Genomic DNA, 26,486 nt, shown 5'->3' with positions numbered 1-26,486 from the left:
GATTTCCGGAGCCGACCACTAAGCTTCGCTTTTATCCCTGAGGGTGGTGGGTCGCGGGTCTTGCGGCTGTTTTGACTGCGGGATGGCGGGCTGACGGACCACTGAGGCGTGCACTCGCCCGGGACCCGCAGCACGTCCACGCCCACGACGGACGCCGTCAGCGCCGGCGAAGTTCCTCAAACCAGCCCTGAAGCTGGTCGGTGAGGGCGAACTTGTCGCCGCAGGCGACTGTCTGCAGGAGCATGGCAAACACGGTCGCTGCGGCAGGGAGGCCGGCCGGGCTGCCCAGGACGGGGAAGACGATGCGGACGCGGTTGGCGACGTTCGGCTGGAGCAGTGTGTAGGCAGTAGTGCATGCCGGCATCGAAGCCCCGCGGAGCTCGGCCCCTCCCCTCCCAGTCATCGCCTGAGCCTGCCGAGTCCCGTCTGGAGGCTGTTTGGACTCAGCCGCCGCTCTTTCGGCGGAACGACCGCTGGCTCGCGGCCGGGCCGCGCGCGCCGTGGACCTTCGACTTGCCGGTGTTCGCAGCGAGGTCGGCGGCGTCCGCCTGCAGACCACGCTTGCGCGCCAGGGCCTCCCGAAACTTGCGCTTCAAGTCGTGCTGGCCGTCGTCGTCGGGCGTAAGGGCAGGGCTCTCGCCGTCGACCGGCTCCGTACCTTCGGGCGATGGAGACTCTGCAGCCATGGTGACCTCCTGAGGCCGGGCAGTGGAAAGCACAGCTTGTCATGCCGGGCACTGCTCGAGACACCCGCGTCAGGTGATGCGGTGGGTGTCGACGTGGGCCTTCTGCAGTTGGGGCAGGACGTTCATACGCCGCACCACTTCCAGGCGGTGCCGCGGATGTCGATGGGGTAGCCGCCACCGTGCACGGTGCCCGCCCTCTCGACGACGGTGACGTCGAAGCCTTAAGCCGCCTGTTCCCGTAGAGCGTCGATGGCCTCCGCGATGTCCCTGACCACGATGTCGGGCTCGCGGAGGTCACTCGCCCAGCTCCGACCCGTGCTCACCCACATCAGTTCGCAATCCCACCTCTCGCGCCCCTTCAATGAGCGACTCTGTCGGGGATCTTGGGACTTGGGTTCATTTCCCTTGCCGCCACCAGCATTCCCAGGTCAGGGTCTGTCAAACGAACGGCTCTGTCTCACATGCGGTGGTAACGGCAAGTGGCTGCCGTGGCCGGCAGTAACACTCCCAGACCAGCACGGGTGACGCGACCGTGGACACCGTGCCCGTCCCGCTCGACGGCGCGTCTGCCACTGCTCTCCTCGGAGCTCGGACCAGGCACATCAGCGATGACGCTCTGTCACCACCGCGTGTGGGACAGAGCCGAACATTTTACAGTCCCTGTGCGGGGATGCAGCCGAGGCCGCGTTGCACCGTGCAGGGTTCGAGACGCACTCATTCGACACGAAGGCGGAGGTGTATCACGCCGCGTTCATTGCCCTGTCCAAGGCTGAAAATGTCCATGCCGGCCGGGCCCCTCGCACGCGCCACGCTCGGCGTTCTCAGCGCAGACCCGCTGCGGTGCTCCGACGTGATTCGCACCCGTGGCCGCGCTCCCTTCACCTACGAGACCACCGTCCCCCTTACCGGTCCCGGGACACGCCTTGCCATGGCCGCTCGTCATGCCGCGCGCGATGGCCACCGCATCTGCCGTCAGGTTCAGCGGAGACGAGCAGTGGCACGAAGCCGCCAGCCTCATGGTGGAGGCCGTCTGGTACATGAGTGTGGCCGCTGGGCTCCCATCGCTGCACAACCGTCGCGGATACCGGGAGTTCCATTCGTCCCACATGGACGGCTCACTCCCCACATAGTCCTGACTCCTGCAGCAGGGGCGCAGGCGGCGGCAAGACCCCGGAGCCGTGTGCGCAGGTTCGAATCCTGCCGGGGGCACCTTGCATGAGGTGCCCAAAGACCCCGCCATCAGCGCTTTCGCTGAGGACGGGGTCTTCGCGTATGTGCGGGCGGACGCGGCTCGATATCGCGCCCGCCGCCTACGGCCCGCCTTCGAAGAAGCCGGACTTCAGGTCCCCGATGACGGCATCGAGTGGATGCCCACTGACGATCAACGGTCCGCTCCAGGGCGCGCTGAGTGCGAAGAGCAACGCCAGGCTCAGCCCGACCACACTCGCCACACCCACGACGAGCAGTGACGTTCGCAGGCTGCTGCGGAAGACCAGTGCGCCGGAGTTCACGATCAAGGCCAGTCCGCTGACCAGAAGCGTGACGACGTAGAGCGTGGGAACGTCGCGCGAGGCGGCCGCGATGCGGGCGCGACGACTATCGGTGACACCGTCCAGGGAAACCACCAGCTCCGTGCCTGTCGTGCTTCCCACCTCGGGCCGGGCTGCCTCGGTGCGCACGCTCCGCTCCAGCCGTGCGATCGCGCGAGCGGTGGCCGGGTCGTCACCGGACGCCGCTGCTGGACTCTTCCATTCCTTGGCACGCGTGGTCTGCAAGTAGTCCAGCAGCGCCGCATGGACCGGCTCCGACTGGACTCGCGGACTTGTCGCCGCCCATGCCAGGCGGGAGGCCGCGGCCGCCTCGTCGCTCACCAGCCCCTCGGCTGCGCGCAGGTAGCCGGCCTCGCTGGCCAGTGAGAGTGCCGCAAAGATCGCGAAGGCAGCGCCGAGTGTCGGCATCAGGGGCGTGGCGATCTGCGGCACCCGGTCCCGTTCCTCGACCGGTACGAGCATCCGGACGCCGATCCGCGCCACGGCCGCGACCAGTAAGGCAAGTAAGAGCCCGCCCACAACCAGCACCACCGCCGGCAGCGAGGTCAACCAGTCCACCACATCACCTCCAGCACGTTTCCACGAGCACCCCACGCGGCGACACATCGGCCCCCGTGGTCTGGAGCTCCTCGTCGATCACTTTTGATGAACGCTCCATGGTCACAGGTCGAAGGTCTTCGACGCTCGCGACGCCCGGCACGGCATCTCGCTTCGTCGGCCAAACAGCCGAGTACGGCCCAGTACGAGGCTGTACTGACAACGACCGCCGCGCCCGTCTCACTTTCCGTCTCATTCAGCCTGGCTCACCGTCGTTCGGCCGAGACCGGAAGCCGGTCCCCATCCGGTGGCGAGCCGCCCATGAACGCAGGTGAACGCCCCCGTACACACACCCACACCCAGCCAGCACAGTTGGAAAGGGCTGCGTCGGCTGATCCTCGCACCCCTTCATCGGCTGTCACGGCAGCTGCAGTTCCTGCTCGCCTGCCCGTTCGTGCTGGTTGACTGGGTGCGAAGGTGGCTCCGGGCGCGGAAACGGCCACCGCGACGATGACCGTTTGTGAAGACGGATCAGGACGTGGTGGCCGTGGAGGTCACGGTAGCCGGTGCGGCGTGGCGCGGTGGCGCGAGTGCCTCGGGGCGGTGGCGGCCGCGGTGGCCGGCTGTTTCCCCCGACGGGAGTCCCGGCTGTGGGCACGGGAGTTGGCCGAGGCCATGGCCATGGACCTGGGCCTGGACCTGGACCTGGACCTGGACACCCGCAACTGCTGGACGCTCCCGGAGACACTGGGACATGCCGGCCCGTCCCCGGCTGCAGCGTTCATGGCGCGAAGGCCCTGCGGCGGCGGGTGCGCCTCCCACCGCCGCAACGAAGGGGAGGGCCGGACGGTCCGGCCCTCCCCCTGTGTGTGCCGGGAGTTACTCGGTGACCTCGTGGTCGTGGCCCTCGTGCAGGCCGCCGCCACTGCCCGCCGAACCCTTGGTGTTCCGCGGCGCCACCGGCTTGCTCAGAAGACCGGTGTCCCAGGCGTACTGGCCCGCCGCGTTGGCAATGACGTCGATGTTGACGTCGAACGCCTTCATGTTGATGTTCTTCAGGTTGTCGCAGGCGGCGTGGTAGCAGGCGTCGTACGCGACACCGGCCTTGCCGCCGTACACCTTTTTCTGCTCGGCCGTCTTGACGCCCTCGGCGCCGGTGAAGGTGCCGCCCGAGGGGATGCCCACCTCGATGAACGGCCCGTAGTCCGACCGGCCGGTGAAGTCGGTGCCCTCGTGCGGGGTGCGCCGGCTGTCCAGGTAGTCGGTGATCTGCCGCTCCAGCTGCGCCGAGCCCTCCGGGCCGGGGCCGGCACCGACCTGGTCGGAGTCGTCGCCGTCGTAGACGAACTGGGCGTAGTTCGGCGAGGCGATCATGTCGAAGTTCAGGTACAGCTTGACCTTCGCGAGGTCCGCCGCCGAGAGGCTGTTGACGTACGCCTCCGAGCCCAGCAGGCCGAACTCCTCAGCCGACCACCAGGCGAAGCGCACCTTGTTCTTGGTCTTCTCGTGGGCGAGGTTCAGGGCCACCTCGAGGATGCCGGCGGAGCCGGAGCCGTTGTCGTTGATGCCCGGGCCGTCCGCCACCGAGTCCAGGTGGGCGCCGAACATCACCACGTTGTCGGCTGCGCCGCCCTTGGTCTCGGCGATCACGTTGTAGGTGCGCCGGGTCTCCGAGAAGGTGCGGACCTCCAGGTTGACGGTCACTGCGCCGGCGGCGGCCTTGGCCGCGAGCGCCTCGCCGTCCGCCTGCGTGACGCCGCCTGTCGGGATCTTGGCGACGGACGGGTCTCCCAGGGTGCCGCTGAGCGCGCCCTCGGTGTTGTTGTAGATGATCGCGCCGACCGCGCCCGCACCGGCGGCGGTCTCCTGCTTCTCCGCGAAGGTGCAGCCGCCGCGTTTGATCAGCGCGATCTTGCCGGTGAAGGTCTCGGAGGCGTAGTCCCCCGGCTCGCAGCCGGTGGTGTCGTCGACCGGCACCACCGCGACCGGGGCGGTGATGCCGCCGACCGGACTGTTGGCGGAGTACGTCATGGCGGTCACCGGGACGTCCTGCTGCTGCGGCGACACCACCCGCAGGCTCTGCGCCAGCGTCTCGGTGAACGGGAAGTCGAACGCGTTCCGGGTCACCGAGTACCCGGCCTTCCGCAGCAGGCCTTCGACGTACTCGGCCGACTTCCGGTGCCCCTCCGACCCGGCCACCCGGGTGTTCCCGTTCTTGTCGGCTATCCGCTGGAACTGCTTCAGATGCTCGTAGGCATCCTTGGCGTCGCTCTTCTTGACGAGCTTCTTCGCGAGCTTGGCAGCCTCCTTGGCAGGGTCGCTGTGGGCGGAGGCGGTGCCCGAACCGATCAGCAGCAGCGGCGTTATGAGCCCTGCGACGGATACGGCGACTACCGTGGTGCGGCGGTTCCGAGCGTTCAAAGCGCTTCCTTTCGGCGGTCCATGAGAGAGGGGCGTAAAAACCGAAAACAGGCCGAACGACGTGCAGCGGTACTCCGGGCAGGCAGGCAGGGATGGCTGGATCGCTCTGTCCCCTGCCACCGGCAAGGAGAAAGGTATCTGCTCACTAAACGCTTGGTAATGGGTTGACGGGAATCTTCGGCGTCGCCGCCACCCGTGCGCACCGATCGGCCGCCGACCCGACGAAGTTGACTGGGAGTCACCGGTGCTGACCAGTGCCGCATCGGGCAACGTTCGCCCCGTGGTGATGTGTCGCCCGGTTGCCGTGCCGGGTGGTGCCGGACGGCCGGAATGATCACGTCGCTGAACATGTGTGGGTGGCGACCACGACGATCACGGTGCTCGCCATGACGACGGTCTCGCCCAGCGGCATGCGCTTGAGGGGCTCGGGCCGGATGGAGTGCCGGTCGAAGGTGGCCACCGACACCATGGCTATGACCATGACGGCGACGAGGGTGACCATGGGGACGTCGGAGACGACGGACGCCCGAAGACGATGCGCAGCACCGTAGAAGGCGCCGACGAGGAACGTGGACAGGCGGGTCCGGGCGCCTGAGCCGCTCCGGACGCCGCACCCTGTGCCCTGTGCCCTGCGGAGAGGTCTGTCAGGCCGCCCCGGCGGCGGTGAGCACCTCGTCCGCCAGCGGCTTGTCGAGGGCCGCGTGGACCAGGCCGTCCGCCAGCCGCGGCATCTCGCGGGCGGGGACGAGACTGCTCAGCCTGTCGGGTGAGGTCGGCAGCCCGAGCCGTCGGGCGCCGTCCAGGGCTTTGCGGTCGATGTACGGCGCGTACTCCGGCCACACGCCCTGCACATCACGCAGGAAGATGTCGGCCCCGGTGGGCCCGATCCCGGGTATGTCCAACAGGGCCTTCTTCGGGTCGGGTTCCTCACGCAGTCGGCGCAGATCGCCGCCGTAGCGCTCCCACAGCAGTTCGGCTCCCTTGCCCAGCATCGTGGAGGTCCGCTCGTCGTAACGCCGATAGCCGCCCTCGCCGAGTGCGTCGACGCGCTGCTGCCAGGACGCGTCCGCCATCGCCCGCGGGGTGCGCATTCCGGCGTCGAACAGCGCCCTGGCCGCTGCCACAGCGGTGTCGGACCTGATGGGAGCGCTGAGGAGCACCGCGAGCACGAGCGTCTGGTACAGCGGCGCGGGGGTGTTGCGCAGTCGGATGCCCGCCTGCGCCGCATAGGTCCGCCGCTGTCGGTCGAGCAGTGCGCGCGCCACTGCTTCGTCCGTCGCGCCGGTCGTCTTTTTGCCGGCCTTCCCCGTGGTTTTCGTCGTCATAGCCTGGTCACCTATTCGACAGTTCAACGGTTCACCTGTTCGACGGTTCACCGGTTTTCCCATGCGAGGCATCACCCACCTTGTTCGAGTACCCCACCTCGTTCGATGAGTTCCGGCCGGGTCGCGGGTCTGTTCCGGTGACCGTCACAGGACGTCGTACGACGGCGTCCGGCACGAGAGACCCCGGAGGACACCATGACGACCACACCGAGTGACCCGGCCACCGCGCTGCAGTGGCTGCTGGCCCAGCGGGTCCGGCGGGCCCAGGAGTTGCTGGAGACCACTGACGACAGCGTGGGCACCGCGACGACGCTGCGCCGGCACTTCAACCGCACCGTCGGGGTCCCTCCGGACACCTACCGCCGCGCCTTCCACAGCGCACGGTCCGGCGGGGAGCACGCCGGCGGGGAACATTTCGGCTCCGCGCCGCGCTGACCATGATGTCCGGCCGGATATCACGGACAGGACACACTCATTGGGCACAGCGGACAGGACACCAGCCGGAGTTACCGGGCCGGCCGGCGCGAAGGAGTGCGAGACGGATGACGACGACAGGGAGTGACCTGCCCACCGCGACCGAGAACCCCTCGTTCGTGACGGCGTGCGGGCGCAGGATCGCGGTGCGGTGTCTGCGGCTCGCACCCGCGGACCGTCCTATCAGCAGGGTCACCCTGGACGTCGGTCAGTACCAGGGGGGCGAGCCGGGGACATGGGCGGCGCTCACCGCCGACGAGGCGCGTGCCCTGGCCCGTCTGCTTCTCCGGCACGCCGGACTCGCCGAGCGGGGCGACGGCGCCATGGAGCCGTCGCGGCAGGGTGTCGTCTCCTCCTGATTCCAGGACGTCGCCTCCCGGGGAACCGGCGGCGCGCGCACGCGGCCCGGCGGTCGGCGCGGGGCGGGCGAACACGCTCAGGCCACGGTGACCACGGCTTTGCCGCGGGCGTGGCCCCGCTCCACATGGCGCACCCCCTCGGCCGCGTCGGCCAGGGGGTAGCTCCGGTCGACCACCGGGGTGAGCGTGCCGGCCTCGATGAGCGCGGTGACGGCGAGCAGGTCCTCCTGGGTCGGCCCGGCCGGAGCCGCCGGGAGGATCGGACGCAGCCGCTGCCGGACGAACGCGTCGACCGTGCTCACCTGCAGCAGGAAGCCGACGGCTCCGAACACGCGGCCGGGTGATCCTCCCCCGTTGGCCACCAGGGTCCCCGTCGGGGTGAGCGTTCGGCGCAGGCGGCTCAGTGGGCGGTTGCCCACGTTGTCCAGGATCACGTCGTAGCGTGCGCGGCCGTCGGTGAAGTCCTCGCGGGTGTGGTCGACGACGTGTGCGGCACCCAGTGAGCGCACCAGCTCGACGTTGCGGGTGCCGCACACCCCGGTGACCTCCGCACCCAGAGCCGCGGCGATCTGCACGGCGAACGTGCCCACGCCGCCGGCGGCCCCGTTGACCAGTACCCGCTGCCCCGCCTGCGCCCGGCCCACGGTCCGGATGCCGCGCAGGGCGGTCACCGCGCCCATGGGCACGGCCGCGGCCTGCTCGAAGGTCAGGCTCGCCGGCTTGGGCACCAGCAGGTCCGCCGTGGTGCGCGCGTACTCGGCGAAGGAGCCCGCGCAGAAGCCCAGCACCTCGTCGCCGGGGCGGAGCCCGCGCACGCCTGCGCCGACCGCCTCCACCTGTCCGGCCGCGTCGATCCCGGCGATCCGGGACTTCGGGCGGGTCAGTCCCACACCTCCCAACAGCCGTGCCACGTACGGGTCGCCGCGCAGCATGTGCCAGTCGTAGGGGTTGAGCGCGGCCGCGCGCACGCGCACCAGCACCTGACCGGTCCCGATCTCGGGCCGGTCGGTCTCCGCCAGTCGCAGGATGTCCGGCGGGCCGAACCGCTCCTGAACGATCGCTCGCATCGGGTCTCCCCCACTCCCCATCACCTGGTGATCGATCACGGTTCACCGTCCTCGTCGGGTACGACGCCGGACGACCAGCGGTGAGCATCAGCGACGGCACCAGGGATGACATCAGAGGTGTACGGCGTACACCTTGGGCGCACCATAGGTGTACGCCGTACACCCGTCAAGGAGGAAGGGGAGACCTGCGGCGAAGCGCGTCGCGCGGGCGGCCGTCGACACGGACGGACGGACTGACCCCGCCGGCAGGTGCCGCAGGGCCCTTCGGCGATGGGTCAGGAAGCGTCCCGGAGCCGGAGCCGCTCGAGACCGTCCAGCGTCAGGTCCAGAGCGAACTCGAACTCGAACTGGTCGTCGCAGCCGGCGCCGACGACGGACTCCTGGTCGTGGGCGACCGCCCTGGCCAGTGCCGTGATGTGGGGGTAGCGGGCGGCCATGTCCTCGGGCGGCATCGCGTCCGGATCCGGCTCGCGGCCGGGGGTGCCCTCGAACAGCTCCTGGGAGAAGCCCAGCAGGCGGCTGCCCATGACGTGCATCGTGTGATGGACCAGGTCGATCGAGAAGCCACCGGTCCGGAAGATCCCGATCATCGAGTCCAGGTACTCCATCACCGCCGGGGTCGGGGTGGCCCGCGCCTTCGTCCGTGACTCGATGACCGCGGGCGCCCACGGGTGGCGCAGCAGCATGCGGCGGGCCGACAGTACCCGGTGGCGGACGGCGGTCTTCCAGTCGGCGTGACCGGCCGGCGGGTCGATCTCACCGACGAGGACGTCGATCATGCCGTCCAGCAGCTCGTTCTTGTTGGCCACGTGCTTGTACAGCGCCATGGGCACGACCCCGAGCGCCTGCGCGATCCTGCGCATGCTGAGCGCGTCGACCCCGCCCTCGTCGGCGAGGGCGACGGCGGTGCCCAGAATCCGTTCCCTGCTCAAGGGGGTGCGCTGCCGTGCGGGGGCGTCGGCCTGCGTGCTCGTCTCCACCATTCCCTCTCGTGCGGGCAAGGCCCGGAGCCGGGCCGTCCTCCCCCATGGGGACGGGTACGGCGTACGCCGCGCACCCTTTCCTCCGCCCGCGTTCGAGTCCACAGGGACGGACACCGGGACGGACGGCGCGCGGCCATGGTAGCTCCCGGCCGCCACGACGATGCCCGGCGACCGTGTGCCGTCCCGTCAGGAGGTGTGACGGCCGAGGTGGACGAGTTCCCGGTTCAGTTCGGCGAGGAAGCGGGTCACTGTCGTCAGTTCCTCGCGGGTGAAGCGGGAGCGGGCGGTTTCGGTGCTCCGGGCCAAGGGGCGGAAGAAGTCTCCGGCGACGACTCTGGCCGCCTCCTCGTAGTGCAGATGGACCACACGGCGGTCACCCAGGGCGCGTACGCGGCGGAGGTGGCCCGCTTTTTCGAGGCGGTCGATGCACGCCGTCACCGCGCCCGAGGTGAGGTCGAGCCGGTCGCGCAGTCGACCGGGAGTCATGGGGCCTTCGGACGGGTCGGCGTCCAGGATCGCGACCAGTGCCTGGACATCGGTGAGGTGGAGGCCCTGTTCCTGGGCGAACTCGTGGGCGATGCGGTTGAACTCGGTGTTCATCCGGCGCAGCAGCACCGCGAACGCCTGCATCCCGGTGGGGTCGTCTCCCGGAAAGGACGAGGAGGGGGTTTCGGTGCCGGACATGCGGTCAGTATATATTCATTCAACCATTGAGATACTTGATGGTTGAGGTTTACTTTCCCGTTCTGTTCCGTTCTGTTCCGTTCCGATGCTGCTTGGGGATTCGATGAGAACCACACCACGCTGGGGCCGGTGGCTCGTGCCGCTCGTCCTGCTGATCGTCTGGCTGGGTGTGGGCGGCATGCTCGGCCCCTACGCGGGCAAGCTGGGCGAGGTCTCCACCAACGACCAGGCCGCGTTCCTGCCGCAGAGCGCCGAGTCGACCAAGGTGCTCGAAGCGGGTGAGTCGTTCGAGCAGGCCGGGGCGTCGCGGACGGTCCCCGCCATCGTGGTGTGGACGGTCGACAAGGGCGGGGACGGCACGGTCACCGAGGCGCAGCAGGAGGCGGCCACCCGGGCGGTCGGCAAGCTCGCCGGGCGGCCCGGGTTCGTCGGGGCTCCGTCGCCCGCCCTCGTCTCCGACGACAAGCAGGCCATGCAGTCCGTCGTCCCGCTGAAGCCCGACCTCGAGGACGACCTGTCCAAGGTCCTGGACGAGATCCGGGAGGCGGCGAACAGCGTGCCGGGGACCACGGCGCAGATCGCGGGGCCGGCGGCGAGCCAGGCCGATCTGTCGGACGCGTTCGCCGGGATCGACGGACTGCTGCTGGGCGTGGCGCTCGCCGCGGTGCTGGTGATCCTTCTGCTGGTCTACCGGAGCGTCCTGCTGCCGTTCCTGATCATCCTCGGGTCCGTCTTCGCCCTCGCCCTCGCGTGCGCGGTCGTGTACGCGCTGGCCGACCGGGACGTCGTCCGGGTGGACGGCCAGGTACAGGGCATTCTCTCCATCCTCGTGATCGGCGCCGCCACGGACTACGCGCTGCTGCTGACCGCGCGCTTCCGCGAGGAACTCGCCGCGCGCGGGGACCGGGTCGCGGCCGCGGCGGCCGCGGTGCGCCGCTCGTTCGGGGCGATCACGGCCAGCGCCGCGACCGTGGCGCTCGGCCTGCTGGCCCTGCTCGCCAGTGACCTCACCAACAACCGCGCTCTCGGGCCGGTCGGCGCCATCGGCATCATGTGCTCCGTGCTCTCCACGCTCACCTTCCTGCCGGCCGTGCTGGCCCTGCTGGGGCGCAGTGCCTTCTGGCCCTCCCGGCCGAAGGAGGCCGACAGCGCGCCCTCCGTGGACGGCTCCGTGGACGGCTCCGTGGAGAAGCCCGGTGTGTGGCAGCGGGTCGCCGCGACCGTGGACCGGCGGCCGCGTGCGACGTGGGTGGTGACCGCGTTGGTGCTCGCCGTCTTCGCGGCCTTCTCCCCGGCCCTCTCCTCGAAGGGCGTCCCGCTCGACGAGATCTTCGTCGGCGAGGCCTCCTCGGTCTCCGCCCAGGAGACGCTCGGCAAGCACTTTCCCGGCGGCTCCGGCAATCCCGCCGTCATCGTCGCCGACGCCGACCGTGCCGCTCAGGTGACGGCCGCGGCCGAGAAGACCGAGGGCGTGGCGTCGGCCGCCACGATCTCCGCCTCGGGGCGCCCCGGGGGCGAGCCGCTCGTCGCCGACGGCCGCGTCCAGATCTCCGCCACCCTCGAGGCCGGGGCCGACAGCGACGCCGCCAAGGAGACCGTCGAACGGCTCCGCGAGAACGTGCACGCGGTCTCGGGGGCCGACGCGCTGGTCGGCGGCTACACGGCACAGCAGTACGACACCCAGGAGACCGCCGCCCGGGACCGTACGGTGATCGTGCCGATCGTGCTCGCCATCATTCTGCTGATCCTCGTCCTGCTGCTGCGCTCGCTGCTCGTACCGGTGCTGCTGGTGGCGACCGTGGGACTCAACTTCCTGGCGACGCTCGGGGTCTCGGCACTCGTCTTCGAGCATCTCCTCGGGTTCTCGGGCACGGACGCCTCGGTACCGCTGTACGGGTTCGTGTTCCTGGTGGCGCTGGGCGTCGACTACAACATCTTCCTGATGTCCCGGGTCCGGGAGGAGGCGCTCACGCACGGCAGCCGGCAGGGCGTGCTGCGCGGGCTCACCACGACCGGCGGGGTCATCACCTCGGCGGGTGTCGTCCTCGCGGCGACGTTCGCGGCCCTGATGGTGATTCCCCTGGCCTTCCTGGTCCAGATCGCGTTCATCGTGGCCTTCGGCGTCCTGCTCGACACCCTTGTGGTCCGCTCGCTCCTGGTGCCCGCGCTGGTGATCGACATCGGTCCGCGGGCGTGGTGGCCGAGCGTCCTGGCCCGCAAGGGCGACGCGGGGGCCGGTGCGGGCTCCGGGACCGGAGCCGGAGTCGGTGCCGGTCCCGTCTCCGACGCCGGATCCGGTTCCCGGTCCGGCTGAACGGGCGCGGACACCGCGCTGCCGCCATGATCGGACGAGAGGAAGCGGAAAGCGGCCTCGGGCGAGCGCGGAGGAGACGGACGTGGGCACCGACGCGGGGATGAACGCGGGTAGGGACGCGGGCTCGGACGGACAGCGGGACGGGGGCGACGCCGAGCGGTTGCACTGCCTGGTCACCGGCGCCTCCGGATACGTCGGCGGGCGACTCGTACCGGAGCTGCTGCGGGCCGGCCACCGGGTGCGGTGCCTCGCCCGCACCCCCGGCAAGCTCCGCGACCATCCCTGGGCGGGCGACGTCGAGACCGTCCGGGGCGACGTCACGGATCCCGGTTCGGTCGCCACGGCCCTGCGCGGGATCGATGTCGCCTACTACCTGGTGCACGCCCTCGGAACCGGCTCCGGGTTCGAGGAGACCGACCGGCAGGCGGCCCGGACCTTCACGGAGGAGGCCCGGGCCGCCGGCGTACGGCGCATCGTCTACCTGGGCGGGCTGACCCCGCGCGGTGTCCCGGAGCGGTCCCTGTCCCCGCATCTGCGCTCCCGCGCCGAGGTGGGGCGGATCTTCCTCGACGGGCCGGTGCCCGCCACCGTGCTGCGGGCCGCGGTCGTCATCGGGTCGGGGTCGGCGTCGTTCGAGATGCTGCGCTATCTGACCGAGCGGCTGCCGGCCATGGTGACCCCCAGCTGGGTGCACACCCGGATCCAGCCGGTCGCAATACGCGATGTGCTGCGGTACCTCGTCGGCTCGGCCGGCATGCCCGCAGAAGTCGACCGGGCGTTCGACATCGGGGGGCCGGACGTCCTCACCTACCTCGAGATGATGCGGCGGTACGCCGTCGTGGCCGGACTGCGGCGGCGGCTCGTCGTGTCGGTGCCGGTGCTCACGCCGGGGCTGTCCAGCCACTGGATCGGGCTCGTCACCCCCGTACCCGCCTCTCTGGCCCGGCCGTTGACGGAATCGCTGCGCCACGAGGTCGTCTGCCACGAGCACGACATCGCCCGGTACGTGCCCGACGCGCCGGGCAGTCCGCTGCCGTTCGACGAGGCGCTGGCCCTGGCGCTGCGGAGGGTGCGGGAGGCGCAGGTCGCCACACGCTGGTCGTCCGCGAGCCTGCCGGGGGCGCCCAGCGACCCGCTGCCCACCGACCCCGACTGGGCCGGCGGCAGTCTCTACCAGGACGAGCGCCAGATGCCGGTCGAGGCATCCGTGGAGTCGCTGTGGAAGGTGATCGAGGGCATCGGCGGGGACAACGGCTGGTACTCCTTCCCCCTCGCCTGGGCCGTACGGGGCTGGCTGGACCGGTTCGTCGGCGGTGTCGGCCTGCGGCGCGGACGGCGCGACGCCGAGCGGCTGCGGGTCGGGGACTCGCTGGACTTCTGGCGGGTCGAGGAGATCGAGCCCGGCCGGCTGCTGCGGTTGCGGGCCGAGATGCGGCTGCCGGGCCTGGCATGGCTGGAGATGTACGCCGGCACGGACGACGAGGGCCGCACCCATTACCGGCAACGCGCCCTGTTCCACCCGCGGGGGCTGCCGGGCCACGCCTACTGGTGGTCCGTCGCCCCGTTCCACGCCGTCGTCTTCGGCGGCATGGCCCGCAACATCACCCAGGCGGCCGCGAAGGGCATGAGCGCGCACGGGGCCGATGCGCGCAGGGGACGCCGCGAAAGCCACGAGCCCGCACGGGGCGTACGGGGCGTACGGCGCGCCCGGCGCCTGCGCCGCGGGTGACGAGTCCGGCGGCAGCGTGCCCGGCTCCGCATCCATGGGCCGGGAACAGCCCGAAGGGACGACGGGAAAACAAACAAGGCCTCATGCACGACCAGGAGCAGCCCCATGACCGTCGCGGTCGTCCTGTTCACCTCGGATCTGCGTCTGCACGATCACCCGCCGCTGCGCGCCGCGCTCGCCGCGGCCGACGAGGTGGTGCCGCTCTTCGTGCGCGACCCCGGTGTCCACGCGGCCGGCTTCGACGCGCCGAACCGCGCCGCCTTCCTCGCCGACTGTCTGCGGGATCTCGACGCCTCACTGCGCCGGCGCGGCGGCCGGCTGGTCGTGCGTACGGGGCCGGTGGTCCGGGAGGTCGGCGCGGTCGCCGCGGAGTGCGGGGCCGCGGAGGTGCACATGGCGGCGGGCGTCAGCGGCTACGCCCAGCGGCGGGAGGAGCGGCTGCGGGAGGACCTCGGCCGGCGCGGGGTGGCGCTGCGGGTGCACGACGCCGTGATCACCGCCGTCGCCGCCGGGGCCGTGACGCCCGCCGGGTCCGACCACTACGCCGTGTTCACCCCCTACTTCCGCCGCTGGTCGCAGGAGCGGCTGCGGGGAAGCTGCCCGGCGCCGCGCACCGTGCGGGTCCCCGAGGCGGTGCGCGGCGAGCCGTTGCCCTCCCGTGACGGTCTGCCCGGCCTCTCGCCCGGCCTCCCCACCGGGGGCGAGACGCGGGGGCGTGAACGGTTCGCCCGATGGGCCCGGTCCCGGATGCCGGCGTACGAGGAGGGGCACGACGATCTGGCGGGCGACGCGACCTCCCGGCTCTCGCCCTACCTCCACTTCGGGGCCCTCTCGCCGGTGGAACTCGTCCAGCGGGCCCGCTCGCGGGGTGGAGCCGGGGCGGAGGCGTTCGTACGCCAGTTGTGCTGGCGCGACTTCCACCACCAGGTTCTGGCGGCGCGGCCCGAGGCGTCCTGGCGGGACTACCGCCCCCGGCACGACCGGTGGCGGACCGAGGACGAGGCGGCCGAGGACGTCGCCGCGTGGCGGGAGGGCCGTACCGGCTATCCGGTCGTGGACGCGGCGATGCGCCAACTGCTCCACGAGGGCTGGATGCACAACCGGGCACGGCTGCTGGCGGCGAGCTTCCTGACCAAGACGCTGTACGTGGACTGGCGGGTCGGCGCCCGGCACTTCCTGGACCTGCTCGTGGACGGCGACCTCGTCAACAACCAGCTCAACTGGCAGTGGGTCGCCGGGACCGGCAACGACACCCGCCCGAACCGCGTCCTCAACCCCGTTCGCCAGGGCCGGCGTTACGACCCGGGCGGCGCCTACGTACGGCGCTGGGTACCCGAACTGAAAGACGTGGACGAGCGGAACGTGCACGAGCCCTGGCGACTGCCGGAGGACCGGCGTGCCGCCCTGGACTACCCCGCTCCGCTGATCGGTCTCGCCGACGGGCTGACCCGCTTCGCACACGCCCGCGGCCTCGACTGAGCCCGGGCTCCGTACTCCGCGCCTCGGGGTGAGGACTCGGAAACGGGGCGTTCACCGCGCGGGGAATCCCGGGGGCAAGGGATTCCCCGCGTCTGCAAGCGCGGACGGGCCGATCGAGCGGGGCGACGGCGGTCGCTTCGTCCCCCTCCCGGCCTCGTCCGGCCGAGGACCTCTGCGAACTCCGGATCACCCTGGAGCCGGGCGGTTTCTCCGGCGCGATCGAGGATCCCTCCGTACGGCACGATCCGGCGGTCGTCGCCACCGGACCGGAGCGCCGGTACGCGCTGCGCGAGCGGCCGTCGGCGCCGGATCCGCGTGTCACGGTCCAGGACGAGCGGTTCCACGCCTCGGCCTGGTGGGTGTTCACGATCCGGTTGTCGCCCATGTGTCCATGGTGGCGCACAGGGCTTCCGACCGGACCGTGCCGCCCCGATGGCACCTCGCTCCCACCCCCTGCTCGCACCTCGCTCGCACCCCCGCTCGCCCCGCCGTCGGCACGACCGATTGATCGCCGATCACACCCTGACGGTTCATGTATATAAATGCTGTTCACTGTCTTGATGAGGTGGGCTGTCTGTGCGTAGAGTCCGGTCACCTCGCCCGTACGCACTGGACGGAGCCACTCGTGTCCAAGCAACTCCGTAAGCCAAGAGGAGGGCGGCAGGCCGGCGTTCTCGCCGCCGTTCTCGCCGTGACCGCTGCCACCGCCACCGCTTGTTCCTCGGGCGGCACAGCCCAGCAGGACGACTCCCAGCCCTTGGAGGTCTGGATCCGGCAGGACGCCGGGAGTCCCGCCGCGGAGTCGGCCGAGACCCTCACCAAGGCCTTCACCAAGGAGAGCGGCATCGAGGCGAAGCTGGTCGCCGTCGGTGTGACGGACTTCGAGACCAAGCTTCAGCAGCGCACCGCGCAGAAGGACCTGCCGGACGTCGTCATCAACGACACGGGCCAGCTGGGCAACCTGGTGACCCAGGGGCTGGTCCGCGAGGTCGACCGCGAGGGTGTGGCCGGGAGCGCCGATCTCGCCGACCGCGCCTGGGAGGCCGCGCAGGGCTACGACGGCAAGTACTACGGCGTGCCCTTCAACTCGCAGGCCTTCGCGCTGCTGGTGCGCAAGGACTGGCGGGAGGCCGTGGGCGCCGACGTTCCCAAAACCTGGGACGAACTCACCGAACTGGCCGTGAAGTTCACCGACGACGACCCGGACGGCAACGGCAAGAACGACACCGCCGGCATGGTGATACCCGGGAGCACCACCCGCGGCTATCTGACCTGGTGGTTCTCGACCATGCTGTGGTCCGGGGGCGGCGACTTCGTCAAGGAGCGGGGCGAGGGCTACGTTGCCGCGATCGACGAGCCCGCGTCGGTCGCGGCGGTCGAGAAGCTCCAGGCGATGTTCTGCGACTCCAAGGTCGCGCAGCCGGGCGCCAGTACCGCCGACTCCTCGGCCACACACACCTTCTTCGAGAGCGGCAGGGGCGGCATCTACCTGACCGGCCCGTACATGCTGCCGCGCTTCGACGGGTCGCTCGGCAAGGACAAGTACGAGGTGATCGCGCCGCCGCCGGGTGCCGGCGGCGAGGCCGTCCTGGCGGAGGGCGAGAACGTCTACATGATGGCCGGCTCCGGCAACGAGAAGGGCCAGCAGGCGTACGCCGAGTTCGCCGCCTCCCCGGCCGGCCAGAAGATCGGTCTCGGCGTCGACAACGGCGGCATCATCGTCCGGCTGCCGGTCAACACCACGGTCGACGGGGCCGCCGAGCGGAAGGACCCGCGCTGGGAGACCTTCCAGGAGGTCTACAACGAGTCCGGACGCAACGCGCCGGCCCTGCCCAACTGGTCCGCCGTCCGGCAGATGTCGTCCGAGGGCCTGAACGGCGTCGTCTCCACATGCTCGCGCGACGCGGGCAAGGCGATGGGCGAACTGGCGGGCGAGCTGGACGCCGAGCTCGAGAAGCAGGGGGCCAAGGGCGAATGACGGTGCCCGAGGCACGGACGTCACCAGGTCCGGACACTCGGCGTCCGCTCCGCGCGGGCCCGTCGGCGAAGGTGCGGCTGCGACGGGCCGCGACACCGTGGCTCTTCCTGGCCCCGGCCCTGCTGCTCTTCGTGTACTTCAAGTTCATCCCCATGGCACAGGCCGTGCGGATGAGCTTCGAGGAGGTCCGTCCGTTCCTCGGCAACACCTATGTCGGCGGCGCGAACTACACCGAGATCGCGGGAAGTTCCGACTTCGGCGCGGCGGTGTGGCACACCCTGGTCCTGGCCGCGGCGACCACCGCCGGGTCGATCGTGCTCGGCCTCGCGTTGGCGCTGCTGCTGGAGGGGCAGACCCGGAGCCTGTGGTTCGTCCGGTCGGCGATCTTCCTGCCGGTGGTCACGGCCATGGCGGTGGTGGCCGAGGTGTGGCGGGTCATGTACTACCCGGCCGAGGGCGGGGCGCTGAACTCGGTGCTGTCCGTCTTCGGCCTGGGGCCGAGCGAGTTCCTCAACTCACCGGACAGCTCACTGGCGTCCATCGCCTTCGTCGGTGTCTGGCGGGGCGCCCCCTACGACATGATGATCTTCCTGGCGGGGCTGGCCGGTGTGGACCGGGTGCTGTACGAGGCGTCGGCGGTCGACGGCGCCTCGCGCTTCCGCCGGATCTGGCACGTCACGCTGCCCGGTCTGCGGCCGGTGTTCGCGATCCTGCTGACCCTGGCGGCGATCCGGGGCCTGCGGATCTTCACCGAGGTGTTCCTGCTCACCAACGGCGGGCCGGACGGCTCGACGGAGGTGCTGCTGACGCTGACGTACAAGCTCGGACTCGAACGCAACGAGCTGGGTGTGGCGGCGGCCGGAACCGTGCTGCTGTTCCTGGTTCTGCTGGTGCTGACCGTCGCGTCGCGACTGCGCAGGAGGGAGGCCCGATGAGGAACGAGACCGCGCTCGGCCTGCAGGAGGCGCGCGGGCCATGGGCCCGGGCCGCCCGGTTCGTCCTGTACACCGTCCTTTTCGTGATCTTCGCGGGGCCGTTGCTGGCGCTGATGATCGGCGCCTTCACCCCGACCGTGGACCCGACGCAGTTCACCCTGTTCCCCGACCGGCTGTCGCTCGACAACCTGGAACGGGCGATCGACCGGGGCGTCCTGGACTACCTCCTCAACTCCTTCATCGTGGTCGGCGGCGGCCTGGCCCTGCAGGTCCTGGTCAGCGTCTTCGCCGGCTACGCCCTGGCCCGTAAGCGCTTCCGCGGTTCGGCGACGGTGCTGGTGATCGTCCTGGCGACGATGATGCTGCCGGAGGAGGTGCTGGCCGTACCGCTGTCGGTGCTGCTGGCGGATCTGCCGGTGGTGCACATCAGCCTGGTCGGCTCGCTGGCCGGCATGATCGTGCCGGTGGCGGCGTGGGGCTTCTCCATCCTGGTCATGACCGAGTTCATGAAGGAGATCCCCAGGGAGCTGGAGGAGTCGGCGAAGCTGGACGGCGCGGGCGAGTTCCGCATCTTCTGGCAGGTCGTGCTGCCCCTGTGCCGCCCCGCGCTGGGCGTCATCGGCATCTTCGGTTTCACCATGATCTGGGACCAGTACATGCTCCCCCTGCTGGTCGCCACCGATCCGGCCCAGTACACCCTGCCGCTGGCCCTGCGCTCCATGCGCTCGGACGACCAGGTGGGCATCGGCGTACTGCTCGTGGGCGCGTTCCTGGCCATGCTGCCGTCGGTACTCGCCTTCCTGGCCCTCCAGCGCTCGTTCATCCGGGGGCTGACGTCGGGGGCGGTCAAGGGGTAGGGGGAGGGGGGAGGGACGGTCGGGGGCCGTCCCTCCCCCCTCCCCCACGCAGGGCGGGCCGGCGCGCTCCCGCTCCCCGGCCCGCACAGGTGCTCCGGGAGAACCTGGGCATGGCATCGGTGGTCTCCCGGGAGGAGGGTGCCGAACGGCGCACCGCGCGTCGCCGCAACGCCCCCGGGCCAAAGACCGCTGTCGGCGCGGTGGGTGACCGGGATCGGGAGCGGAGGGACATGAGCGAGTGGCAGGTGAGCGGAAGGTTCGCCGGTTCGGCCGGGGAAGTGCGCTGGGGATCGTGGGGCGAACCGGGTCAAGATCCCGTGGTGTTGCTGCACGGGACGCCCTGATCCCGCACGCACGCTGGGAGAACCGATCGCCGGCGCCGGGCATCTCGTCCAGGAGGACGCCCCGCCGGACTCACCGTCATCCTCAGCTCGTTCCTCCGAGAGGTGGTCCGCTGACCCGGTTCCGGGTCCGGTCAGGTCCGTGACCGGAAGGTTGCGGTTCCGGGTCCGGTTTCGGGAGCCGGCCCGGTCGGGTTCGACATCGGGGCGGGCGGGGCCGGGGTGGTCGTGGAGGCGATCTCGACGTGTTCGCCCTGCCGGATGCGGGTGTAGAACCATCGCGCGTCGCTGACGCTCAGGCCCAGCCAGCCCGTTCTGGCGTCGAGGGCGCCGAGGGATCTGGTGTCGAAGGCGAGGGCGCCCGCGTAGACCGGCGGCCGGTCGCCGGTGCGCAGCTCCACCACGTACGGGACCTTGGCCTCGTAGCGGTTCTCGGCGCTCACGTCGCCCCGCAGCAGCATGACCTCGTGCTTGGCCCGCACGGTCAGTTCGCGGCCGGGTGTCAGGAGGGTGGCGAAGGAGCGCGAGTCGACGCGCATGACACGGCCGTCGAACGTGAGGGTGTGACGGCCCAGATCCAGGACGGCCTCCTCTGTGCCGGCCGGCCGGTCGGTCGCCGCCTCAGGGGCCCGAGGGCTGGACGTCGGCGTGCCGATCGTCGCGGACTCGGCCGAGGTGCGCGGGTCGCGGCCGGGTTCCTCCGCGTGCACGGTCAGTCCGACCGTCGCCAGCATGCCGGCCACCGAGGTCGCCAGGCCGAGGCGGACGGTGGTCCGGCGACGGCGGGAGCGGCGTCGCGCCCGGGCGCGGACCTCGGCGGCCGGTACGGGCGGCGGAGCCTCATGCGCCTCCGCCAACTCGCGCAATACTGCGGCGAGTTCATCCGACACGGCCGCCCTCCCTCCAGGCCGGCTCCTCGGCCTCGTCCACCGCCAGCTGTTTGGCCAGTGCCGCCCGTCCCCGGGACAGCCTGGCCTTGACCGTTCCCACGGGTGCACCGGTCTCGGAGGCTACCTGTTCGACACTGAGGTCGCACAGATGGTGAAGGACGACCGCCATGCGCTGGTGCTCGGGCAGTTCGCGCAACGCGGCGACCAGCGCGGCGCGTTCGGGGCCGGGACCGGGGGTCGTTTCCGGCGGCGCGGAATGGCGCACCAGTTCCACCCAGCGTCGCGCGCGGCGCCAGCGGCTGACCGCGAGACGCATGGCGACCGTGCGTACCCACGCCTCGGGCGCCCCGTCGGCCTGAAGCTTGTGGCGTCGGTCCCAGGCCCGTACGAACGCCTCCTGGACCACGTCCTGAGCCTCGCCCAAGTCCCCGGTGAAGGCGAAGAGCTGCCCGGTCAGACGGGGGAACGCGGCCGCGTAGAAAGCGTCGAACTCGTCCTCGGTCATGCCCTCCACCGGTGTCCGTGAATGTGCTTACGACCGGCCGCCCCTGACATGCACACAGGTCCAACAGATCACGCACATGGAAGCACAGCCCTGGAGGAAGACGCGGAACACGGGTCCCGGGATCCATCAACCGCCATACGGGTGAATATCGTTTCCCTGTCCCGCAACCGTCCATGACCGTGGGCGACCGTCCATGACCGTGGGCGACCGTCCATGACCGTGGGCAGCCGTCCACGGTCGTCTGCCGCCGGGCCCGTCCGCCCGCTCAGCCCGCCCGCTCAGCCCGCCCGGCCCACCCCGCTCAAAGCCGGGCCCACGTCTTCCGGTCCCGCGCCATCGCGTGCAGGGCCTCCACGTCGGCCGGCTTCAGTGCGCCCCCCGGATCACCCAGACGCTCCACCTCGTCGTCCGTCAGGACGCACACCTCGCGCGGTGGGGTCCTCACCGTCACGCGTGACGCTCCGACCAGGACGAGCACCGGGCGGACCTCCGCGGTCAGGGCGTACGAGACCCGGTCGGCGTCGGCGCGGACGCGGCGCAGCACGGGGTACGGCTCGCGGCGGCCGAGGGTGACCAGCGGGTCGGCGACCGTCACCCGCTGTCTACGGGCGTACACGGCGTGTACGGCGTACAGGCCGCCGGGCCCGATCGCCAGGTGATGGACGCGGTCGCCGCCGGGGAGCGGAATCGAGTGCAGGACGCGTAGCCCCAGGCCGTCCATGCGGTCCAGGGCCTCGCCCACCGTCCGCTCCGCCTCGAGGGCCCGGTGACGCGGGTCGGGGCGGAGGCGGTGGGCGAGGCCGGGGTCGTGGTCGCGGTCGCGGTCGAGAGCGACCAGAAGAGCCTCGCCGGGGCGGTTCGGGGCGAGGTCGTCGTCGGGGTGGAGGGTGAGTCGCGCCAGCTCGGCGGGGGTGGGGACCGGGGGCGGGCCGACCGCGACCGGGCCGGTGAGGAAGGGGCCGAGCGCTTCGAGCACCTCCGCCTCGCGGTCCTCGCCGAGCAGGTTGACCCTGGCCGCGTCACGGTCGTACCAGGCGACGTTCCTGCCGTCCGGGAGGCAGACGTACAGCCGCTCCTGGCCGTGCCGCCAGGTCGGTACGACGCGCAGACCGTTCATGCACCAATCACCCCACCCTCCATGGGAACAGGCGGGGTGCTCCAGGGGCAAGAACACGGCTATTTTGAGAGGACTTGGGCGGTGACGCTGGGGAGGCACCGTTGCATACCCGCAGGAAGCAACCCGACGTACCCGCACCGGGTACTCCATGGGACGAGATCGTGCCCGGTCTGTGGATGGGAGGGCACGAGTTCAGGGGCCGGGCCGGACAGCTGGAGCTCGCGGCGGTGCGCCAGGAGTTCGATCTTGTACAGACGCTGCTGCGGCTGCCGGGGCACGGACCGGCCCCCGGGGTCGAGCACCACGTGTGGCCGATCCCGGACGGGCCGCTCGACGGGACCCAGCTCCTGGGGGTCATCCGGCTCGCCGAAGCGGCGTGCGAGGCGCTGGACGACGGCCGCAAGGTCCTCGTGCGCTGCTATCACGGATACAACCGCTCCGGTCTGGTCGTCGCACACGCGCTGATACGCCGGGGCAGCTCCGCCGAGGAGGCGATCCGGCTGATCCGGGCCCGCCGCTCGGTCTGGGCCCTGCACAACGAACTGTTCGTCGACTACCTGCGGACCGGGCTGACGACGGCCAGGCTGCTGGAAGAGCTGTCGGAGTAGGGGGCGGGACGCCGTGGGGTGTACGCGTCACGCCGGCAACCCTGGCGTTCCCTCAGCACGAGGCTGTCACCAGCGGTGATACGCGGCGACCCGGACGGCCGTCCCCGATGGCGCACCAAGGCGGGCGAGGGCGGAGGGCTGCTCCTAGTGTGGCGATTGATCACCTTGGACACTTTCGCCCACATATGGAGGTGCTTCATGTCACGGCCCTCCCCGCACTCACCGCGCGCGTCGCGCTCCCTCCTTCTCCGCCGCCTGCCGATGACACCGGCCGCCGGCGCCCTGGCCCTCGCGACCGCCGTCGCCCCCGCCGCCGCGAGCGACGCGCCGGACGACGGCGACCCGTCGGGCTGGAGCCAGCAGGGCGGCAACGGCGACGGCGGCACCGGCGAGGGGAACCATGACGGGGTCGGCGGCAACGACGGCGGCAACGACGGCCACCAGGCCGGCGGCAACCACGGCGACCACGGCCGGTACAAGGATGTCGGCACCGCCCAGTCGCTCGCCCTGCGCACCTCGCCGGACCGCGGCGCGAAGGTCATCCGGTACGCCCACAAGGGCGATGTCGCGTCGATCTACTGCAAGGTCGGCGGGGACGACGTCCAGGGCAATCCGCTCTGGTACCTGCTCACCGACGGCACCTGGGCCTGGGGCGCCGCCCGCCACATCGACAACATCGGGCCCGCGCCACGCTGGCGCTGACGGGCACAGCACGCAAGAGGGCGCATGTGGGTAAGTTCCGGACATGAGCAAGGCCGGAATCTCCCTGGCGACGGCTGATCCGCCCACGCCCACCGCTCCCCTCCCCCGGCGCCGTGGCGTCGAACTCGCCCTCATCGTCCTGGCCGTCCTGCTGTCGGTGTACGGCTACTGCGCCGCCGGCTTCGCCAGGAACGGCTCCGTCCCGCCCGGCGCCGCCGGTTACGGCGCCGGGCTCGGCGTGCTCGCGCTGGTCGCGCATCTGGCGGTGCGCCTCCGGGCACCCTGGGCCGACCCGCTCCTGCTCCCCATCGCCGTCCTGCTCAACGGGCTCGGCCTGGTGCTGATCTACCGGCTCGATCTGGAGACACCGGGCGACGAGGCCGCCCCGACCCAGTTGGTGTGGTCGACGCTGGGCGTGGCGCTGTTCATCGCGGTCGTCCTGCTGCTGCGCGACCACCGGGTGCTGCGGCGCTTCACCCGCGTGTGCGCCGCCTCGGGGCTCGTCCTGCTCACGGCGCCGATCCTCTTCCCTCCGGTGAACGGGGCCCGTATCTGGATCCGGGTCGCCGGGTTCTCCATCCAGCCGGGAGAGTTCACGAAGGTGCTGCTCGCGGTGTTCTTCGCGGCGTACCTGGCGGAGAACCGCGGTGCGCTCACCTACGCCGGCCGCCGGTTCTGGCGGCTGCAACTGCCCACCGGGCGGGTGCTGGGACCGATCGTCGCCGTGTGGCTGGTGAGCGTGGTCGTGCTGGTACTGGAACGGGATCTCGGCACGTCGCTGCTGTTCTTCGGTCTGTTCGTCGTCGTGCTGTACGTCGCCACCGGCCGTACCGGCTGGCTCGCCGTCGGCCTGCTGCTGGCGTCACTGGGCGCGGTGGCCGTGGGCCGGCTGGAACCGCATGTGCACAGCAGGATCGAGACCTGGCTGAATCCGTTCGCCTCGATCGAGGCGGGTGAGGGCCCGAACCAGCTGGCGCAGTCGCTGTTCGCCTTCGCGGAGGGCGGACTGCTCGGCACCGGGCTGGGGCTCGGGCATTCCGTGCTCATCGGCTTCGCGGTCAAGTCCGACTTCATCCTGGCCACGGCTGGTGAGGAGCTGGGTCTCGTCGGGCTCTCCGCGATCTTCCTGCTGTACGGGCTGCTGGTGGAACGCGGCTACCGGACCGGCCTCGCGCTGCGCGACCCGTTCGGCCGGCTGCTCGCCGTGGGGCTGGCCGCGATCGTGGCCCTCCAGGTGTTCGTGATCGCGGGCGGGGTGACGGGGCTGATCCCGCTGACCGGAATGGCCATACCGTTCCTGGCGCAGGGGGGTTCGTCGGTGGTCACCAACTGGGCGATCGTGGCGCTGCTGGTCCGGCTGAGCGATTCGGCACGCCGCCGGGGGGACGGATGGCCTGTGCCCGACGGGTCGGGCGGGGGCGCGGGTTCATGACGCGGCACATCCGGCGGGCCGCCGTGTTCTGCGCGCTGCTGCTGTTCGCCCTGCTGGTGAACGCCGCCCGCGTCCAGGTGCTGCACGCCGATGCCTACGACGACAACCCGGCCAACCGCCGCGACACCATCGCCCGTTACCACCAGCCGCGCGGGGACATCCTGGTCGACGGCCGCCCGGTCACCGGCGCGCGGGACACCGGGGAGCATCTGCGCTACGAACGGACTTACACCGAAGGCCCGTTGTACGCGCCGGTGACCGGCTTCGCCTCGCAGGAGTACGGGACGACCCTGCTGGAGCACACGGAGGACGGACTGCTGGCGGGCACCGACCCGCTGCTTCAGCCGCTGCCGCTGTGGAACGACTTCACCCGCTCCCGCAACGCGGGCGGCGACGTCGTCACGACGATCCACCCGGCCGCCCAGCGGGCCGCGTACGAAGGGCTGCGCTCGCGCAAGGGCGCGGTGGCGGCGGTGGAGCCGTCGACCGGGCGGATCCTGGTGCTGGTGTCCGTCCCGTCCTACGACCCGGAGCTGTTGTCCGGGAACGGAGCGGCGGCACGGCGGGCCTGGGCCCGGCTGAACGCCGATCCGGACAAACCGATGCTGAACCGGGCCGTACGGCAGACGTATCCGCCGGGTTCGACGTTCAAGGTGGTCACCGCGGCGGCGGCGCTGGACGCGGGCACGGTCACCGACCTGGACGCGCCGACGGACTCCCCCGACCCGTACACCCTGCCGGGGACGACGACACGGCTGACGAACGCGTCCCGGGGCTGCGCGGACGCCTCGGTGCGGGAGGCGTTCACCTGGTCCTGCAACACCGTGTTCGCCAAGCTGGGGGTGGCCACGGGGCTGACGGACCTGACGGCCACGGCGGAGGGCTTCGGGTTCAACGAGGAAGGGCTGCGGGTGCCGTTCCCGGTGGCGCACAGCACCTTCGACACCACGATGGACCGGGCGCAGCTCGCACTGTCGTCGATCGGTCAGTACAACACGCGGGCCACTCCCCTGCAGATGGCGATGGTCGCGGCGGCCGTCGCCGACAACGGGCACGTGCGGGAGCCGTATCTGGTGGAGCGCACGACCCGGGCGAGCGGCGGCACGGTGTCGGCGGCCGGCCTTGGGCAGTCCCGGCAGGCCATGTACCCGTCGACGGCGCAGCGGATGCGGGACCTGATGCGGGGTGTGGTGGAGGAGGGCACGGGCACGAACGCCGCGATCCGCGGCGCCGTGGTCGGCGGCAAGACCGGCACCGCCCAGCACGGCATCGGCAACTCCGGTACACCGTACGCCTGGTTCGTGTCCTGGGCGCAGGGCGACGGGGACGCGGAGGCGAAGGTCGCGGTGGCGGTCGTGGTGGAGGACGCGGCGGCCGGCCGCCGGGAGATCAGCGGCGGCGGCACGGCGGCACCGATCGCCCGGGCGGTGATGGAGGCGGTGCTGAGGTCGTAGGCATCGCCGTGCGGATCACCTGTTGAGATGAGGACTGCCGAACCCGCCCCTCCCCGTCT

22 protein-coding genes and 3 pseudogenes are annotated in these 26,486 nt (G+C 71.1%); 12 read left to right on the top strand and 13 right to left on the bottom strand.

Translation table 11 applies throughout. The features are described 5' to 3' along the window. Positions 1–157 precede the first annotated feature (157 nt). The 7 genes and pseudogenes from ACFYQA_RS04915 to ACFYQA_RS04885 form a co-directional block, all read right to left on the bottom strand. The gene (locus ACFYQA_RS04915) at positions 158–364 is read right to left on the bottom strand and encodes a hypothetical protein (protein WP_388911574.1); all 207 of its coding nucleotides are present in this window, start codon (positions 362–364) and stop codon (positions 158–160) included. Positions 365–443: 79 nt separating this feature from the next. Continuing rightward, positions 444–686, bottom strand: a complete 243-nt coding sequence (locus ACFYQA_RS04910) for a DUF5302 domain-containing protein (RefSeq protein ID WP_388911571.1) — start codon at positions 684–686, stop codon at positions 444–446. Positions 687–758: 72 nt separating this feature from the next. Beyond that, positions 759–907 (bottom strand): annotated as a pseudogene (locus ACFYQA_RS04905) (FAD-dependent oxidoreductase); the annotation flags it as partial. Positions 908–1,996: 1,089 nt separating this feature from the next. Beyond that, positions 1,997–2,794, bottom strand: coding sequence for a hypothetical protein (locus ACFYQA_RS04900; protein ID WP_388911568.1), 798 nt, complete (start codon positions 2,792–2,794; stop codon positions 1,997–1,999). Positions 2,795–3,652: 858 nt separating this feature from the next. Beyond that, positions 3,653–5,194 (bottom strand): M28 family metallopeptidase, encoded by a 1,542-nt coding sequence (locus tag ACFYQA_RS04895; protein ID WP_388911565.1) that lies wholly within the window; start codon positions 5,192–5,194, stop codon positions 3,653–3,655. A 352-nt stretch (positions 5,195–5,546) separates the two neighbouring features. Beyond that, positions 5,547–5,789, bottom strand: a pseudogene (locus ACFYQA_RS04890) (sodium-independent anion transporter); the annotation flags it as partial. 49 nt (positions 5,790–5,838) lie between these two features. Continuing rightward, complete coding sequence (locus ACFYQA_RS04885; RefSeq protein WP_388911562.1) at positions 5,839–6,519, bottom strand: endonuclease; 681 nt, start codon at positions 6,517–6,519, stop codon at positions 5,839–5,841. A gap of 222 nt (positions 6,520–6,741) precedes the next feature. On the opposite strand from ACFYQA_RS04885, the pseudogene ACFYQA_RS04880 reads away from it, so the two are divergent. Further along, positions 6,742–6,954, top strand: a pseudogene (locus tag ACFYQA_RS04880) (hypothetical protein); the annotation flags it as partial. Positions 6,955–7,061: 107 nt separating this feature from the next. Continuing rightward, positions 7,062–7,352 (top strand): hypothetical protein, encoded by a 291-nt coding sequence (locus ACFYQA_RS04875; protein ID WP_388911559.1) that lies wholly within the window; start codon positions 7,062–7,064, stop codon positions 7,350–7,352. A 77-nt stretch (positions 7,353–7,429) separates the two neighbouring features. Here ACFYQA_RS04875 and ACFYQA_RS04870 read toward each other — a convergent pair whose 3' ends face one another. From ACFYQA_RS04870 to ACFYQA_RS04860, 3 genes are all read right to left on the bottom strand, one after another. Further along, positions 7,430–8,419 (bottom strand): NAD(P)-dependent alcohol dehydrogenase, encoded by a 990-nt coding sequence (locus ACFYQA_RS04870; RefSeq protein ID WP_388911556.1) that lies wholly within the window; start codon positions 8,417–8,419, stop codon positions 7,430–7,432. Positions 8,420–8,694: 275 nt separating this feature from the next. Next, the gene (locus ACFYQA_RS04865; protein ID WP_388911553.1) at positions 8,695–9,402 is read right to left on the bottom strand and encodes a TetR/AcrR family transcriptional regulator; all 708 of its coding nucleotides are present in this window, start codon (positions 9,400–9,402) and stop codon (positions 8,695–8,697) included. A 186-nt stretch (positions 9,403–9,588) separates the two neighbouring features. After that, the gene (locus tag ACFYQA_RS04860) at positions 9,589–10,086 is read right to left on the bottom strand and encodes a MarR family winged helix-turn-helix transcriptional regulator (protein ID WP_388911550.1); all 498 of its coding nucleotides are present in this window, start codon (positions 10,084–10,086) and stop codon (positions 9,589–9,591) included. A gap of 103 nt (positions 10,087–10,189) precedes the next feature. Between ACFYQA_RS04860 and ACFYQA_RS04855 the strand changes: the two genes are divergently transcribed. From ACFYQA_RS04855 to ACFYQA_RS04830, 6 genes are all read left to right on the top strand, one after another. Next, positions 10,190–12,400 carry an MMPL family transporter gene (locus ACFYQA_RS04855; RefSeq protein WP_388911547.1) on the top strand — a complete coding sequence of 737 codons (2,211 nt, stop codon included), beginning with the start codon at positions 10,190–10,192 and terminating at the stop codon, positions 12,398–12,400. A 100-nt stretch (positions 12,401–12,500) separates the two neighbouring features. Next, positions 12,501–14,129 carry an SDR family oxidoreductase gene (locus ACFYQA_RS04850; RefSeq protein ID WP_388911790.1) on the top strand — a complete coding sequence of 543 codons (1,629 nt, stop codon included), beginning with the start codon at positions 12,501–12,503 and terminating at the stop codon, positions 14,127–14,129. A 105-nt stretch (positions 14,130–14,234) separates the two neighbouring features. Next, positions 14,235–15,608 carry a cryptochrome/photolyase family protein gene (locus ACFYQA_RS04845; protein ID WP_388911544.1) on the top strand — a complete coding sequence of 458 codons (1,374 nt, stop codon included), beginning with the start codon at positions 14,235–14,237 and terminating at the stop codon, positions 15,606–15,608. A gap of 625 nt (positions 15,609–16,233) precedes the next feature. Continuing rightward, positions 16,234–17,586, top strand: coding sequence for an ABC transporter substrate-binding protein (locus ACFYQA_RS04840; protein WP_388911541.1), 1,353 nt, complete (start codon positions 16,234–16,236; stop codon positions 17,584–17,586). After that, entirely contained in the window at positions 17,583–18,521 is a 939-nt protein-coding gene (locus ACFYQA_RS04835) for a carbohydrate ABC transporter permease (protein WP_388911538.1), read from the top strand. Before ACFYQA_RS04840 ends, ACFYQA_RS04835 begins: the two co-directional genes overlap by 4 nt. Next, entirely contained in the window at positions 18,518–19,378 is an 861-nt protein-coding gene (locus ACFYQA_RS04830; protein ID WP_388911534.1) for a carbohydrate ABC transporter permease, read from the top strand. Before ACFYQA_RS04835 ends, ACFYQA_RS04830 begins: the two co-directional genes overlap by 4 nt. A 475-nt stretch (positions 19,379–19,853) precedes the next feature. On the opposite strand, the gene ACFYQA_RS04825 is transcribed toward ACFYQA_RS04830, so the two are convergent. The 3 genes from ACFYQA_RS04825 to ACFYQA_RS04815 all read right to left on the bottom strand — a co-directional run bounded on the left by ACFYQA_RS04825 (position 19,854) and on the right by ACFYQA_RS04815 (position 22,231). Beyond that, positions 19,854–20,609 carry a hypothetical protein gene (locus ACFYQA_RS04825; protein ID WP_388911532.1) on the bottom strand — a complete coding sequence of 252 codons (756 nt, stop codon included), beginning with the start codon at positions 20,607–20,609 and terminating at the stop codon, positions 19,854–19,856. Then, a complete protein-coding gene (locus ACFYQA_RS04820; RefSeq protein ID WP_388911530.1) occupies positions 20,599–21,114 on the bottom strand; it encodes a SigE family RNA polymerase sigma factor in 516 nt (171 codons plus the stop codon). The genes ACFYQA_RS04825 and ACFYQA_RS04820 overlap by 11 nt, the downstream gene beginning before the upstream one ends. A 301-nt stretch (positions 21,115–21,415) precedes the next feature. Then, the gene (locus ACFYQA_RS04815) at positions 21,416–22,231 is read right to left on the bottom strand and encodes a nuclease-related domain-containing protein (RefSeq protein ID WP_388911528.1); all 816 of its coding nucleotides are present in this window, start codon (positions 22,229–22,231) and stop codon (positions 21,416–21,418) included. Positions 22,232–22,332: 101 nt separating this feature from the next. Between ACFYQA_RS04815 and ACFYQA_RS04810 the strand changes: the two genes are divergently transcribed. From ACFYQA_RS04810 to ACFYQA_RS04795, 4 genes are all read left to right on the top strand, one after another. Next, complete coding sequence (locus tag ACFYQA_RS04810; protein WP_388911526.1) at positions 22,333–22,839, top strand: dual specificity protein phosphatase family protein; 507 nt, start codon at positions 22,333–22,335, stop codon at positions 22,837–22,839. A 198-nt stretch (positions 22,840–23,037) separates the two neighbouring features. Then, positions 23,038–23,541, top strand: a complete 504-nt coding sequence (locus ACFYQA_RS04805) for an SH3 domain-containing protein (protein WP_388911524.1) — start codon at positions 23,038–23,040, stop codon at positions 23,539–23,541. 43 nt (positions 23,542–23,584) lie between these two features. Then, entirely contained in the window at positions 23,585–24,973 is a 1,389-nt protein-coding gene (locus ACFYQA_RS04800; protein WP_388911522.1) for an FtsW/RodA/SpoVE family cell cycle protein, read from the top strand. After that, positions 24,970–26,427 (top strand): penicillin-binding transpeptidase domain-containing protein, encoded by a 1,458-nt coding sequence (locus ACFYQA_RS04795; protein ID WP_388911520.1) that lies wholly within the window; start codon positions 24,970–24,972, stop codon positions 26,425–26,427. Before ACFYQA_RS04800 ends, ACFYQA_RS04795 begins: the two co-directional genes overlap by 4 nt. Positions 26,428–26,486: the final 59 nt, after the last annotated feature.

The organism is Streptomyces sp. NPDC005774 (assembly GCF_042871645.1).
Taxonomy (GTDB): Bacteria; Actinomycetota; Actinomycetes; order Streptomycetales; family Streptomycetaceae; genus Streptomyces; species Streptomyces pratens.
Note: the sequence above shows the minus strand (reverse complement) of the source record. Positions and strands in the feature narration are given on the sequence as shown.

Bases quoted from the DNA above. Each gene is read 5' to 3' on its own strand.
- ACFYQA_RS04915 (WP_388911574.1), bottom strand. From the start codon at position 364: ATGCCGGCATGCACTACTGCCTACACACTGCTCCAGCCGAACGTCGCC.
- ACFYQA_RS04910 (WP_388911571.1), bottom strand. From the start codon at position 686: ATGGCTGCAGAGTCTCCATCGCCCGAAGGTACGGAGCCGGTCGACGGC.
- ACFYQA_RS04885 (WP_388911562.1), bottom strand. From the start codon at position 6,519: ATGACGACGAAAACCACGGGGAAGGCCGGCAAAAAGACGACCGGCGCG.
- ACFYQA_RS04875 (WP_388911559.1), top strand. From the start codon at position 7,062: ATGACGACGACAGGGAGTGACCTGCCCACCGCGACCGAGAACCCCTCG.
- ACFYQA_RS04870 (WP_388911556.1), bottom strand. From the start codon at position 8,419: ATGCGAGCGATCGTTCAGGAGCGGTTCGGCCCGCCGGACATCCTGCGA.
- ACFYQA_RS04865 (WP_388911553.1), bottom strand. From the start codon at position 9,402: ATGGTGGAGACGAGCACGCAGGCCGACGCCCCCGCACGGCAGCGCACC.
- ACFYQA_RS04860 (WP_388911550.1), bottom strand. From the start codon at position 10,086: ATGTCCGGCACCGAAACCCCCTCCTCGTCCTTTCCGGGAGACGACCCC.
- ACFYQA_RS04855 (WP_388911547.1), top strand. From the start codon at position 10,190: ATGAGAACCACACCACGCTGGGGCCGGTGGCTCGTGCCGCTCGTCCTG.
- ACFYQA_RS04850 (WP_388911790.1), top strand. From the start codon at position 12,501: ATGAACGCGGGTAGGGACGCGGGCTCGGACGGACAGCGGGACGGGGGC.
- ACFYQA_RS04845 (WP_388911544.1), top strand. From the start codon at position 14,235: ATGACCGTCGCGGTCGTCCTGTTCACCTCGGATCTGCGTCTGCACGAT.
- ACFYQA_RS04835 (WP_388911538.1), top strand. From the start codon at position 17,583: ATGACGGTGCCCGAGGCACGGACGTCACCAGGTCCGGACACTCGGCGT.
- ACFYQA_RS04830 (WP_388911534.1), top strand. From the start codon at position 18,518: ATGAGGAACGAGACCGCGCTCGGCCTGCAGGAGGCGCGCGGGCCATGG.
- ACFYQA_RS04820 (WP_388911530.1), bottom strand. From the start codon at position 21,114: ATGACCGAGGACGAGTTCGACGCTTTCTACGCGGCCGCGTTCCCCCGT.
- ACFYQA_RS04815 (WP_388911528.1), bottom strand. From the start codon at position 22,231: ATGAACGGTCTGCGCGTCGTACCGACCTGGCGGCACGGCCAGGAGCGG.
- ACFYQA_RS04805 (WP_388911524.1), top strand. From the start codon at position 23,038: ATGTCACGGCCCTCCCCGCACTCACCGCGCGCGTCGCGCTCCCTCCTT.
- ACFYQA_RS04800 (WP_388911522.1), top strand. From the start codon at position 23,585: ATGAGCAAGGCCGGAATCTCCCTGGCGACGGCTGATCCGCCCACGCCC.
- ACFYQA_RS04795 (WP_388911520.1), top strand. From the start codon at position 24,970: ATGACGCGGCACATCCGGCGGGCCGCCGTGTTCTGCGCGCTGCTGCTG.